5 protein-coding genes are annotated in these 14554 nt (G+C 51.6%); 1 reads left to right on the top strand and 4 read right to left on the bottom strand.

Features of this window, described 5'->3' with window-relative positions; genetic code table 11:
• Positions 1-104: 104 nt before the first annotated feature.
• The gene (locus HDT28_01430) at positions 105-3494 is read right to left on the bottom strand and encodes a redoxin domain-containing protein (protein ID MBD5131245.1); all 3390 of its coding nucleotides are present in this window, start codon (positions 3492-3494) and stop codon (positions 105-107) included.
• 226 nt (positions 3495-3720) lie between these two features.
• On the opposite strand from HDT28_01430, the gene HDT28_01425 reads away from it, so the two are divergent.
• The gene (locus HDT28_01425) at positions 3721-4347 is read left to right on the top strand and encodes a superoxide dismutase (protein MBD5131244.1); all 627 of its coding nucleotides are present in this window, start codon (positions 3721-3723) and stop codon (positions 4345-4347) included.
• Between the two features lie 105 nt (positions 4348-4452).
• Here the strand turns inward: HDT28_01425 and HDT28_01420 are convergent, their stop codons facing one another.
• The 3 genes from HDT28_01420 to HDT28_01410 are packed head-to-tail and all read right to left on the bottom strand — an operon-like array spanning position 4453 to position 14446.
• The gene (locus tag HDT28_01420; GenBank protein ID MBD5131243.1) at positions 4453-4680 is read right to left on the bottom strand and encodes a hypothetical protein; all 228 of its coding nucleotides are present in this window, start codon (positions 4678-4680) and stop codon (positions 4453-4455) included.
• A gap of 5 nt (positions 4681-4685) precedes the next feature.
• The gene (locus HDT28_01415) at positions 4686-7943 is read right to left on the bottom strand and encodes a hypothetical protein (protein MBD5131242.1); all 3258 of its coding nucleotides are present in this window, start codon (positions 7941-7943) and stop codon (positions 4686-4688) included.
• A 23-nt stretch (positions 7944-7966) separates the two neighbouring features.
• Positions 7967-14446: a hypothetical protein gene (locus HDT28_01410; protein MBD5131241.1), complete on the bottom strand. Its 6480-nt coding sequence runs from the start codon at positions 14444-14446 to the stop codon at positions 7967-7969.
• Between the last annotated feature and the right edge of the window lie 108 nt (positions 14447-14554).

Genomic DNA, 14554 nt, shown 5'->3' with positions numbered 1-14554 from the left:
GTAAATTAGGAATTGTGAATTAGGAATGATTGAACACTGCGCGGTGATTATATTAATTTTTTCTTCTTTAATTCCTAATTACTAATTTCTAATTCCTAATTAATTTACGCCGTATACGTTTTATAGTACCAGCAGAGGCGCAACCACTCGTTTTCGAGCGCTTTTTCACCTGTATAGCCGCCGTTGCCGTCTTCGTAGAAAGTGGTGTTGATACGCGTTTCGATAAAGAGCGTAAGGATCTTTACAAGCTTATCGTCCACCTTGACGAGTCCGTCGTTTGCCTCGGCGGCGTCTACGTACGCTTTAATATCGGCGGTGTAGTCCTTGTATTCCGCGCCGCGAACCGTCAAGTCGTACTTTTCATTGAATACAATGTTGTTGTCTCCATTATCGAAGAACGCAGCCATCCTTGTGAAATCGAACGTCTTATAGCCGAGCTTTTCTTTTGTATTGAGCGGGTTGACCAGTTCCTCGGTATAGAGCGTCGAGATCGGCTTGGTCGTAAGCGCGGTCGCGTACTTAACGTCGAAGTAGATATACGGGTCGCTATCGCTCGCGGTGGCTTTGTTGCCTACACGGTAGAATCCGTCGTCGTCCTCGTAGTAGCTGACCGCACCCGCAAGAAGAAGGTCGCTCGTAATCTTGCCGTCTTCGTCGAGAATGTAGGTGTACTCGTTATCAGAGCAAGGCAGAAGCCGAATTACGTCCTTATTCACTTTTTCTATGGTGAAGTTATACACACCCTTCTCCGCCACAAGGAAAGCGAGCTGCATATAGTAGACGTGATTCGCTTTCATGTTATAGTAGACGGTGAAGTTTTGCTCGTTCTTGGCGTCGCGATAGAATCGGGCGTCGCCGTCGTACACGAGCGGATGATCGGCGTCGTTCTCGTCGTCGTACAGCCAAATCTGCGCCGAATACTGCGACGCGTCCTTATCGGGTATGAACGATTCGATCTTGTACAAGCCGTCCTCTTCGGGCGTGAACTTGTATATGACCGACGGCAACGGGTACACGTCGCGCGTGATGTCCGCAACGTTGGTTTCGTTGAGCTTCGCCTCGTACGCCGTTGCGTTTGTAAGACCCATTATCGGGTTGCCGACGGGATCGCCAGCGCCGTAGTGCGAATAGAAGTAGCACGCTTCGAGCCATTCTTTATCGTGGCTGTCCGTGCCGCTCGCGTTAGCCATGAACTTAACGAGTATGTCGTGCAAGTGTTTATCGACGGGCACGCAGTCCTCTATGTCGGACGAAGTAGCTACGCGCATATACTCGATGAGCTCGTCGCGGTAGTCCTTTTTGCCCTCGCCTATATCGAAGTTGCAGTCTACGATATACGCGCCCGTTTCGGCGGAAACAAGGTAGACAAGCTGACCGATCGAATACGGCATCCAGTTGGTGGCGTTCATGAGATTGACCAAAAGCAACGGCTTTTCGTCGTTGCCGGCGTAATCTTTATTTTGGAGCTTGGAAGTATCTACGTGGTAGTAGCCGTCGGTTTCGTCGAGATAAACGTCGGCATAGTACGGGAAAAGCTTATCGCCGTCCTTAGGCACGCCGTACGCCGCTGCGCGGAACATATCGATGCCTGTTGCAGGCATATCGGCGAACTTGGTAAAGCGCACGTTCTTGATATAAACGTTATCGAAGCCGACGTTGGTCGAGCCGTCCTTGATATACGCCATAGCCAGCGTGTGCGCGCCGCCCGCAAGGTCGGTATACAGATAGCAGGTCTGCCAGCCATCGCTGTCGCCGTAAATTTGCTTGATGATCTTGCCGTCCCAAACGATCGACAAAATGTCCGCGTCCTCGGTTTGCGATTTATAATCGAAAGTGAAAACGTTGCCGGGCTCTACGGTGACCGTCGCGTAGATGGTCGACATAGAGTTGGCTTTTTTCTCGTTGGACGAGTAAAGGACCTGCGCGCCGTCAACTTCTTTGAGCATGAACGGCCACGCCATATCGTTCTGGGTCTCGCCGCGCCATACGACAGACGCGCCCTGCGGGAAGGTATCGGTCTTGTTGATGGTTTGAGCGACCGTTTCGTAATGGTTGGCGGGAACGGTAACGTCGGGTTTGGCGACCTCGGTCGTTATCGATTCGCTCTCCTTGTCGCCGGGAGTGAAGGACTGAACGTAGTCCGCACCGATATATTTATTGATCATGCGCTCCCACGCTTCGTCGTCCGCGACCGCGCCGCTCTCGACACGCGCGATTGCGCCGTAGCGGTCGATGATTATGGTCGTGGGCCAGCCCGTAAGCGCGAACTTGATAGCAAGGCTGTTCGTATCGCGCATCATAGGGAAGGTGTAGCCGTTAGTGTTGTAATATTCCTCGATAACGCTGTCGCGGTCGCCGCCGTTGTAATTGCTTACCGCGATTATTTCGATCTTGTCGCCGTACTTGTCGTACGCGCGCTGCATGGCGGGCATTTCCTTAACGCACCACGAGCAGTTCGTTCCCCAGTTGTTGATGAGGATAGCTTCCTTGCCGTCTTTGAAAAGCTGAGTGATCGATTTGGACCACGGCGTCTTGTCGACAAGCGCACCGTTCTCGTCTTTTCTCTGGTAGGTCATGGTGAAGGTGTAATCGTGAATTATATCGCCGATCACGTAACGCGTGTCGGAAGTAGGCGCGTCCGTTCTAACCGCCGAGGTCAAAATGATCTCGCCCGAACGCTTGGACGCCGTGAGCGAAGCGCGCGTTTCGGTATAGCCAGCAAGCTTAGCCATGTCGCCCGTAGACAAGCGCGCCGAATATACGCCGTCCTCTACGTCGAATGTCGCCACGCCGTAATCGTCGGTTTCCGCCGACTTGACGAGCTTGGTGCCGCCGCTGTAAAGATTGACGGTAACTTTCTTGTACAAAAGCCCGCCCGCCGTCTTGACCGTTACGCTGTACTTCTCGGCAACGCCGTCGATGAGCGAGGCGGTGATCGTAGGGCTTGCGCCGGTCACGGAAAACTCGCCGCTCGGAATATTTCCGCTCGGAAGCTTGTTCAAAAGAATTGTATACGTGCCGTACGGAAGTTCGCACGCCGCGATGCCGCTTGCGTCCGTCGTAGCCGTGCCGACCACGTTGTCATCGGCGTCCAGCCACTGCACTTCAACGCCCGACGCAGCCTGCTGCGACTTGTCGAGAACGGTCACCGTGTAGTTGACCTGTTGAACTTTGAGCTTAATGCGAACGTTCGCCATGCTCGCGTTCACCGATACCTCGGTGTAGCTGAGCCCCTCGGCGTAACCGCTGAGCCCGATCGTGTACGTGCCCGCAGGAATACTGACCGTAGCGTTGCCGAGCTCGTCGGTATCCGCACTGCCCTTAACCTTGTCGCCCGAAAGCCACGATACCGTCACGCCCGAAAGCGGCGCGTCGTCCGGAGAAAGAACGGTAACACTGTAATCCATCTTTTCGCCGTTACACCCGACGCACAGCCCGATGAGCCCGAACGCCGCAATGATAACCGCAAACAAAACTAAAATTCGCTTTTTCATACCGCCTCTAAATTGCCTCCTACAAAAAATCGGCGCAGGAAAAAAGCTTCCAACGCCATTGTTCTTATAATTCTACCATACTTCGATTGTATTTGTCAAGTAGAATATATATAAAGTATGTATTATATCCCGCTATCTCTATACTAAGTTTATGAATAAATGACTAACAACCCAAAAATCACATATATTATCGTCTTTTCATAAATAATAGAAAAAGGAGCATATCATGAACGAAAACAATATATACCCTTTTATCAATCTCCCCCTGCCGTACGACTATAACGCGCTCGAACCGTTTATCGACGAAAAGACGATGCATCTGCACCACGACAAGCACTTGCAAACGTATATCGATAATCTCAACGCTGCGATCGAGAAAGACCCGCGCTTAAAGCAATTGCCGTTAAAGCAATTGATTTGCTATGCCGACAAGCTACCGCAGCCCTTGCAGAACGCGATAAGGAACAATGCGGGCGGAGTTTATAACCATAGGTTTTACTTCGACCAGCTCAAAAACCCGTCGAGCGATAAGCCGACGGGCGCGCTGCTGCGCGAGATAAACAAAACGTTCGGAACGTTCGATAAGTTCAAGAGCGAACTGAAAGCGGCGGCGCTGTCCGTTTTCGGGTCGGGCTACGCCTGGCTCGTAACGGACGGCAAAGACTTAAAAATAATAACTACGCCCAACCAAGACGCACCGTTGTGCTATTGCCCGCTTATGAATATAGACGTGTGGGAACACGCCTATTATTTGAAACACTATAACGTCCGCGCCGATTATATAGACGATCTACTTCAAATAATCGACTGGACCGTAGTGGAAGATCGATTTAACAGCCGTCCGAAAAAGTAATAAAACCGAACGAAAAATAAACGAACGGTTTTATAAACAACGGAAAAGTAAGCGCTATGCACGATAGGCTTTAATAGTTTTATCTAATTACAAATAAAGAAAGCATTACAGCAGGTTTTCAAGCTGTTTGGTCAATTTTTGAAGTTGATCGCGTTTGATTTCGATTTCGGCGTTGAACGTTCTGAAAAACTGAACGTCGGTATCGTTGGGCATGGATTGGCTTAACATTGCTTCCATGATAACAGCCATCGATCTTGAACGTTTGAATTCGAGCGCCTTGATTTCTTCTTCGAGAGCGTGGATCTCTTTTGCCAATTTATTTTTTTGCGACATAATATTTATTTTGCTCCTTGTTGTTTTTTACGTTTTTTGTTTCCCGAAGTGGATTTCGCGTTGCTTTCGCCCTCGGGAGTTTTTTCTTCCGTAGTCTCGGTCGCGGCTTCACCTGCGACAGGAGCGGTCTCCTGCGCGGTAGTTTCGTTCGCCTTGTCTACGGATGGTTGCTCGGCGGTAGTGCCGCTCGCTTCGTCGGTAGGCGATGTGGAAGCGACTTCTTTTTGCGCGAGCGCGGAATCATCTTCCGTTTCCGTTTTCGGCTTGTCGCTTTCCGACTTCGGCTCGTCGCTCTCGCCCTGTTCGAGTACAACGGGAGCGCCAATCTGCCGCGTGTAGGTTATTTTTTTGATCAAGCCCTTTTTCAAAAGCTTTTCGGTACTCTGGTAGTACGGGCGGTAATTGACCGATCCGACCTCGCCCTGCTCCGCGCCGAGCTTATCGCAGATCTCCTTGATAAGATCTTTCGCGTAGCGTACCCTGAGCATACTCTTAATGCGGTACAGGCACGGCACCTCGGAATACTTTTTGCTCTCCGACCGCTCGACCTTATACTTGGAATCTGCGTATTCGTCGGGATCGAGCGCGAGATACAGGCAGAGCGTCTTTCCGCGAATGACGAGCTTGGCGATCTGACTTTTGCCGAAGGTATACGAATCGTAGCTATTGGACATCTTGCTCTTGACCTTTTTGTAGCTGAGCAGTTCGTTTTTGAGCAGTGAATAAAAGTCCTTAGCTTCGTCGGGTGCTTGAATAAGCTTGACTTGGAACGGCTTTTGGTATCTGACGAAAGTCGCGTACCCCGTCGCTTCGTCGGTGGAAATAAGAATGCCGTCGCCATCGTCGTCGGCGTCGCTCGTTTCGGTTTCGACCTTTTCGGCTTCGCGCCTATCGAGTTCTTCGGCAAGCCTGACGCTTTCCCTCGTTTCCTCGGCGAGCTTGTTAGCCCTTACGGCGGCGATAGTTGCGTCCATCGTCGCTTTCGTGCGCATAGTCACTATCATCCTGCCGGTGAGCATTTGCAAAACGCCCTTCTCATGCAACAGCCAGAATATGAACGCAAGCACGCCCAGCGAGCAAATGACGATGATCAAAACCAACCACCACGGTATGCCGATCGTGTCTGTTTCGGGAACGAACACTCGGAATATCGTATCGAAGGACAGTTCGCCGTAATTATCCGTGCCCTCGACGGTCGCGGAAAGAAGGTATACGCCCACCGTCGCTTGCGAGAGATTGTTGATACCGTTCTCGGAATCGTAAACTACGTTTTCCTCGTCGTTGACATCTACGATAACGATCTTTACCGTGCCGTAGTGCGCGGTGGCGACGGGCAGGTTCTCGTCGTTGGAGTATTCGCCCTCCGCCCAAGTCTTAATGGAAGGCGCGGCGCTCCAATAGTTTTCCGCCTTGATCACCTCGAACGACGAAAGCTCCGTAAAGTCTGCCACGACTTCTTGAAGTCCCGTATAGTTATCGGTAGCCGCAACCTCGGCACGCAAGTAATACTTACCAACGCCCAACGCTTTAAGCCCGTCCAAAATGTTCTCGGGGAGCGATCCGTCTGCGCCTACGTCAAACGACGACGTGCCGTTGAAGCTGAGCAAGACGATATCGTCCTCGGTCTGCTTGTATATCCTATATTTTATTTTCGACGAGCCGTGCGCCGAAGCCGCCGTTATAACGTTTACTTCGGGATCGTAGTTGCCGTATGACCAGTTGGAGATCTTGGGGATCTGCGTCCAGTAGTTTGTCGCCTTCGACACTCTGAACGGAACGAGCGCGTCCGCGCTGAAATTCTCGTTGATCGAGGAATAGTTAACGGTGTCCGAAACCACGCTCGCGAACAGGTAGTATGTGCCCGCGTCGAGATTGGAAAGAGTCCTTACCACGTTTGCGGGGAGCTTGGTTCCGTCCTCGACCTTTTCGAGCTCGAAGCTGTCCTTTCCGTCGAATTTTATCGCAGTGTACTCGTTGCCGTCCTTGGTATACACGGAGAACATAACGGTATCGCCGAACGCAGGGACTGCGTTTATGACGTTCACGTTCTCATCGAAGCCGTGCCACTCCCAGCTTACAACGTTAGGAATAGTCTTCCAGGTATTGGTGACTTCGACCACGTCGAACTGCGTATGCGCCTGCGCGTCGTAATAATTATCATTACCGGTAACGGTCGCGTACAGATAGTAAGTCGTTTTGGCGTCGAGCGCGTTCAAGAGATCTTCGACCTGCTGCGAAACCATTCCGTCGGTCAATTCGATATGATCGAGCCCGTCCACGTAAGCGGGGTTCAACGGGTCGGTTATAATATCGGTAGTAACCGAAAAATACAGATTCTCCTCGCCCCACCTTACGTTGGCGGTGAAAAGATTAACGTTTCTGTCGTACTCGCCGTACTTCCAGCGCACAACGAAAACGTCGCTTACCGTGTTTTCGGTTTGAGTGATATTGTAGGCGTTATTGATAGTGACAATACCCGAAAAGCCGCCGATACCCGTTATCTTCAATTCGGCGCCGCCCTTGTTCACCGCGTCGCTCGAAAGCGTATAGTCCTCGCCTTCGACCAAGATAACCGTTCCGCCGTCGGTATCGAACGTAATATCTACTTGCGGAAGATTATTCTTTTCGCCCGAATAAGGAACCTCACGGTTAAGAATATTGTACTTAACTTTTACGTTCGCGTCTGCGGAGCCGCTCGCGCCGACGTTGCTCGAAGTAAACTCGTACGCATTGACTTTGAGATCGACTTCTTCCGTTGCTGCCGAATAGGAAGTAACGGCGCAGGTGCCGCTTTCCCACCAGTGCGTATGCGACGAGTCCACCGTGCCGCTCGGCACGACTATTTTGAGCTTGTACTCGCCCGCCTTCAAGGTTTTGAGGTAAGCATTGAGCGAGTTCACTTTGAACGGTTTTTCGGTATCCGCCACGCCGTCCTTAACCTCGTAAAACATGGCGTTATTGCCGATGTACACGACGGCGAAGCTTTCGGACTCCTGTCCGTCCTCGGTCGTCGACACAGTGTATATCGCCGTATCGCCGTGCTCGGGGCGGAAAGTATACGATATAATGTTGTCCGCGCCATAGGTCCACGTTTTGGATTTGTCCGTCGCCGCGACGACGGTGCCGTCCGATTTGCGGATAACATTAGCATCGTCCGCAAGCGCGACCGCGTCCGCTTTGGCAAAAGTCAAAACGGGCAGGAACAGCAACGCCGCAAGCGTACACAGTATACAAACGCCTAGTAAAAATCTTCTCTTAACCATAATATTCTCCGTTCGCGCCTAAATCAACGCTTTTTCCTTTTGTACGCGCCGAACGCGATATAGCAACCCATGATCGCCATGGCAACGACTTCCGCCGCGATCACGCAGACCGCGATGATCCAATAATCGAACTCGGTACGCTCTACGATCTCGCCGATGACGGGCTCAGCTTGCTTGTCGTAGATCTCGTTGTCGACGACAGGCGTTTCGATTTCCGTAACGGACGGCTCGACGATCGTGGGCGGAGGCGTGGAAACTTCGGTAGCACGTATCGTAAGCCTGGCGTTGAGCGGACGGATAGCCTTGTAATTTTCGCTATCAGGTAACTCGAACTTTGCTATTACGTCGTACGTACCGGCTTCCGTCGCGCCGTTGAACTCGACTTCCTTGCCGTCGACGTTCACGTAATACTTAACGGTTACGCCCTCGGGCAGTGCGCCGTCGATCGAAAGGCTGTAAGTGTTGCCGTCGTAATCGAAGGTTTTACCTTCAAGCGAAACGTTCGTCGCGCCGAGCGACGCGGGTACGATCGTGAGCGTTGCCGTCATATCGGGAATAGGCTTATAATTCTTGCTGTCGCCCGTGAATTTGACGGTAACGGTCTGCGCGCCGACAACGGTACGGGAATTGTTCACGTACGTATAGGTAACGCCCGACGGCAAAACGCCGCGCAGCGAAAGCGAATGCGCGTTGCCGTTGTAGGCGACGGTCGCGTCAGGGAAAGTAACGTTGAGCTTGTAGGTAGCCTGAACTATTTTAAGCTCGGCGGTCATATCGTCGATAGGACCGTAGCCGACAAAGTTATGATAGAAATGCACGGTGACCGTATAAGTGCCGACTTCTACGCATTGGTTGTTCTCATAGGAATAGGTAACGCCGGCAGGCAGACTGCCCGATATCGAGAGCGAATATGCATTGCCGGTATAAGTGACGGTTTTACCGACGAAGCTTACGCCGCCCATATCGATATCTGCCGCAGAGATAGTAAGCGTCGCCTCGTAAACCGTTATAGTACCTTGCGCAAACTCGTAGTTGGTTTTGTATTCGTCTTTGATCGAAACGGTAGCCGTCGCGTTGTACGTGCCCTGTTCGATCTTGCTGTTATTGCTGTATTCGACTTTGACCTGAGGAGGCAAAGTCCCGCTCAAAACAATGGTACGCCAATCGCCGTTATAGCTATAAGTCTTATCTGCAAATGTCAGGTCCAAACTGATCTTAACAGTGGTTATCGTAAGGTACGCCGTCATATCGGAAATTGTATTGTAGTTAACGTAATCGCCCGTAAATACCGCGGTAACGGTATATACGCCAGCGTCGATTTGTCCGTTACCCTCGTATGTGACCTCTACTCCGTCGGGCAGCGGGCTGTTGATCACGATAGCAAGCGAGTGCGCTTCGCCGTTATATTCAAACGATCCGTCGGAGAAGGATACGTTAAGCGTGTAATTTGCTTTATCGATATCAACGTTGAACGTACCCGTTACGTCCGTATAATTGAGCAAAGATATTTTATAGAGCGCCACGTAGCCGTCCGCGTTTATAAACAACGTGTTGTCCGTCATTGCGGCGATTTGCGCAGCGGTATAATACTCGCTCCAAGTATTGTGGCTGAAAGTTATAGCGGGTACGGTACCGTACAGATAGTCGTATGCAGGTTTAGCCCACTCGCCCGATCTCGCTATTACGGCGGCAGTCGGGGTGTAAGACTGATTTATATGCAAGCTACCGTCGTAGGTCGTGGATATATCGTCAAGTCCGGCGATATTGGTAACAACAAGCGTAGCCGCGCTTACCGTGAATTCAAACGTGTACTCGAAGCCTTCGTACTCAACGCCGCCGACCGTAACGTTGCTTACGGTTGCCGTAAGCGTGTAGTTGCCTATCGGCATAGTGCTGTTTATGTAATCCGCGTACTGACCGCGATTGAAAGTGCCGATCGGATTTTCAGCACCCTCGCGTTTAAGGACAAGCGTAACCGTTGCGGGATCGTTGTCGTCCTTGTCGAGCGCAGGCAGACCGGGCGCGGACGTGCCGAACGTCCAATCGGCTATAACGCCCGTAAAGCCGTTGTCGCAAACCGCCGCATACCATTCCTTTGTTACGGTAGCCACCGTGCAGGCTGCGTTGAGCGTTGCGTCGGTAGAGCCCTCCGCCAATACAAATTCGTAATTGTCGGCGTCTATGAGCGTAAGCGTTGCCGTTGCCGTATTCTTACCGGAAGCGTTAGCCGTATTGTTTGCGTAAACGATCGTGTATGCCGAACCTTCGGGATAGGTAACGGTTACAGTACCGTCCACGTAGCGCACTACCGCATTGGTAACTTGCTCCGCACCGTCGGTTGCCGCGGCGAAGTATTTGTAGCCGGAGCCGTCGCTCTTAATATAGCCGCTCATAAGCTCCGCGCCGCCGCTCGACCAGCTTACGCCGCCGACGGTGACCTTAACCTTAGCGACCGTTATTCCCGTGATCGTATACGTGCCGTATTCGCCCAGATTGACGGTTACCGAAGTATCGCCATAGTGCAGGCAATTGCCGTCGGCGTATACAACGCTAGCGGCAGACCCGCCCGTGAAAGTATGAACATGCTCTGCGTCGTTATCACAGACACAGCGGATAACAAGACCGTCAAGATTGACCGTTTGGAACGCCGTGTATGCTTTAAGCATTTTGCTGTCGTCAACAGTCCCTATCCAATTATGCCCAAGCGCGTCGATAACGGTTGTCTCGGTTTTTTCCGTGCAGCCTACGGTCGTACAATGCTTTGACTTTGAGCCGTCAACGGTGCAGGTCGCAGCCTTATCGACGGTGAATTCGGTCGAATAATTATGTACGCCCGTTGCGGAAATAGCAACTGTATTTTCGGGTGCGTTATACGTTGTTCCGTTAAACACAACGCTTGCCGTATAAGTTTCAACTCCGTTATGTATGCAGTCCGCCGCGGTTGTCGTCGAATGATTTATAGATATTTCGGCGGTCGGGCGCTCGGTATGAGCCGCGCTTGTGGCGTTGCACGTAAACGAAACATCAACAGTCCAATCGCCCGAAGAATTTTTCGACCAATTACTCCAATGCGCAGTCCATACGTGCGCAAGCTGTTCGAGCTGTTCTTCTTCCGTGTCGGCATAACTTTCATCCTCGAACTCAACTGTCGCCGTGTATTGTTTTTTGCCGGGGGCGCTGCACGACGCGGGCTGATTCAATGTTACGACAATGGTATTCGCCGCGGCGGTCGCCGTTCGTTTTTGGACATCCGAACATTTGGAGCAAGTGAACGTTGCCTCGGCAGAAGCGTAATAGCTATCCCAATTCCATTCGGGCTCGCCGTAAGAGTGTCCTTCTGCCGGAATGGTTGTCGTATTGGTTGAAACTTTGCACGCCGCGTCGGTGAAATTCTTTTCGCATACCGAGCAGTGCCAATATTCGATATTGCCGTTGCTCGTGCAAGTCGGGTCTTGTTTGTCGATTTTTGTTGCCGTATGCCCGAGCGCGGACAATGTTTCGTCCGTGTTGTAATCACATCTCGAACAAGTGGTTTTTATGTAACCGTCTTCTTCGCAGGTCGGGTCTTTTTTGTCGACTTGATAGTCGTGACCCAATGCGTCGACTTCGTAATCCTTAGCTTCGAGCTCCACGGGCGTTATACTGTTAGAGAAGTGCTTCTTGCAAGTATCGCAGAATAAATGCGCCGCGATACCTTTATTTTCGCAGGTCGCCGCGACAGCGTTGACCGTACTCATGCTGTGTCCTAACGCGGGGATCGCCACACTGGCTGAGGTGGTACACAATTCGTCGCTGAAATCTTTGCTGCATATCGAACAATGCCAATATTCTATATTGCCGTCATCCGTACAAGTGGCGGGCTTAGCCGACTCGTGCACTGTAACGTTATGCCCGACCTTAACCTCATTGGCTTCCGTCAGCCAGATACAAGAACCGTTATCGGCGAAGAAATATTCGGTCGGCGCAATAGCGTCGCTACCGTTTTTATTATTCGCGCCGTATCCCGTGGTGAAAACGTATGCCGCAATGCCGCTCGGTACGGTAATGCCTACCTCAGTGTCGGTTTTTAGCGCTTTGTTTATAGATATAGTTCTATTGCCGGCAAGATAAACGTTGCTGTTTATATTGCTGTTCGCGGAATTCTTATTCCCTTTTACCGTTCCACCCGATACGGTAAACGTGCCGCCGTTCAAATACACGCCGCCGCCGTTCGACGATGCAGCGTTGCCGCTTATCGCGCCGCCCGACATATCGAACGTGCCCGCACTGAACACACCGCCGCCAGAGCTTGCAGTGTTTTTATCATCAGCGCTCGAACCGCCGATAGTGCCGCCCGTCATTGTAAACGCACAATCGTCGGCTGCATATACGCCGCCGCCGCTTCCCGTCGCAGTGTTGCCGCTTATTGTACCGCCCGACATATTGATCGCGCTGTTCTTATCCCAAACAAACACGCCGCCGCCTCTGCTGTTTGCAACGTTGCCGCTTATAATACCGCCCGTCATTGTGAGCGCCGCGCTTTGAACAAGCACGCCGCCGCCGTCGACTCTTGCCGTGTTATCGCTAATAACAGTGCCGTTAGCGATATTGACCGCGCCGAGCGACGCCAAGCCACCGCCGATGTTCGCAATATTGTGGCTTATCGTACCCTTCTCGATCGTGATTTCGCCGGGAACCTGATTCAGGCTGGCAACGCACATTCCTCCGCCGCTACCGTCCGTAGCATTGTTGTAGCTTACGGTGCCGTCTTTCATTGTAAACACGGCCTTGGAATAAATATACATACCGCCGCCGAGACGTGCAGTGTTATTGCTTATAGAGCCGTCGGACATTATTAACTTCGCGCTTTCACCAAGCTGTACGCCGCCGCCGCTGCCGCCGTCATAGGTAGTATTTCCATCAGCGTCTTCACCCTTGACAAGTGCTGTTGCGGTATTGTAGCTTATCGTGCCGTTTTGCATTGTAAAAGTGCAATTGTCGTTAACGAACACACCGCCGCCGCTTTTCGCGCCGTTACCGCTTATCTTGGCAGTACCGGAAGTAGTGAACGTGCCGCTGTGCAAGTATACGCCTCCACCGTTTTCGGTCGCCGCGTTCTTTTTCCCCGTTTCTCCGCCGCCTACCGTGCCGCCCGACATGGTAAACTCACCGCCGTTAACGAACACACCGCCGCCGTTGGTTGCGGAAACGTTGCCCGATATGCTACCGCCGGACATTTCAAACTTGCTATTCTCGCCTACGTACACACCGCCGCCACGCCATGACTCGTTATCCGCTATCGTGCCGTCGGTAAACGTTACAGTGCCCTGGACGCCCTCGCTGGTTTGAATGACGTGTATGCCGCCACCGCCGCCGAGCGCTTCATCTATTGTAGGCGCGCTGTTCTTTTTTATCAACGGCAAACTCGCCGACGAATTGTCGACGTTTTTGGATATGGTTATAATTCCGCCGGCATTGAAAATTCCGCCGCCACGCACCGTTGCGGTATTACCTCCGCGCAATGCAAGCTCGGTATCGATATCGTCGTCCATAGGATTTTGTCCGTCGAGATCGCCGCCGATCGTACCGCCCGTCATTTTGAACGTGCCCTTGTTAAGTGAAATACCGCCGCCGTTCTGACTGATGTTGTTGCTTATTATGCCGCCGGACATTTCAAACAAGCCGCTGGCGGCATTTCCGTTATTTGCAACGTATACGCCGCCGCCGGAGAATTGCGCGGTGTTTTGGAATATCTCGCCGCCGGTCATGGTAAACTTTCCGCCGGTTGCTACATACACTCCCGCGCCGTTACCGTTTGCGGATTCGTTGTTTATAACACCTGTTTTTGTATTGTTCTTTCTTATTCTGCCGCCGTTCATTTCGAACGTGGCGCCGGATGCAACATACACTCCGCCACCGCGCACCGCACTGCACGCTCTTATCACGCCGCTATTCATTATAAGCTTGCCGCCGCCTTTAATGCGTACGCCGCCGCCGAGATCGTTAGATCCCTGCCTTACACGCCCCGGAGCATTATCGTGCTGACAGTCGCACAAAGTGAGTGTAGCCCCGTCTTCCACAGTTATGACCGGACCCTTTGAAGTACCCGTAATATAATATCCGTTAAGACAAAGAGTTACTTTACCGTTGATTGTAATAGTGGTGACTTCGGCTGCACCACTGGGAGTTAGTTCAGAAACCGCGATTGCTTCCTCGGCTACATTCGAAGCATTAGACAAGCGAAGATAATAATTTCCCGTCGTTAAAACGCCGCTCTGCCCCTTGAGATAATACGGATTGCTCAAAGTAACGCCGCCGGGGACAACGCCCTGCCGCTCGACTAACGGTCTCCACGTCAGACTGTCCGTGTGCGTCGAGTTTGAGTGATTGTGTGTTACAACCACAGTATCCGCTTCGACGGGCGCCGAAACGGGCGTGCCGACAAACATAAGCAGAAACGCAGTCACTGCCGTAACTAAAAATACTATTATTGTCGTCAAAAGCGACGCTTTAAATTTACTCATCATTATTCCCCATATAAATCTAATGACTATGTAGAAATGCTTCTCGCATTCAAACGCAAAAAATACAATCTGCTTTTTTAATTATATACCCCGTAGAAAAAAAAGTCA

The organism is Clostridiales bacterium, assembly GCA_014799665.1.
Classification (GTDB): Bacteria; Bacillota; Clostridia; order Christensenellales; family Pumilibacteraceae; genus Anaerocaecibacter.
This window is presented reverse-complemented; position numbering and strand designations above follow the sequence as displayed.

What these genes read in the sequence shown, in the direction of transcription:
- HDT28_01430 (MBD5131245.1), bottom strand. Translation starts at nt 3,494, where the DNA reads ATGAAAAAGCGAATTTTAGTTTTGTTTGCGGTTATCATTGCGGCGTTC.
- HDT28_01425 (MBD5131244.1), top strand. Translation starts at nt 3,721, where the DNA reads ATGAACGAAAACAATATATACCCTTTTATCAATCTCCCCCTGCCGTAC.
- HDT28_01420 (MBD5131243.1), bottom strand. Translation starts at nt 4,680, where the DNA reads ATGTCGCAAAAAAATAAATTGGCAAAAGAGATCCACGCTCTCGAAGAA.
- HDT28_01415 (MBD5131242.1), bottom strand. Translation starts at nt 7,943, where the DNA reads ATGGTTAAGAGAAGATTTTTACTAGGCGTTTGTATACTGTGTACGCTT.
- HDT28_01410 (MBD5131241.1), bottom strand. Translation starts at nt 14,446, where the DNA reads ATGAGTAAATTTAAAGCGTCGCTTTTGACGACAATAATAGTATTTTTA.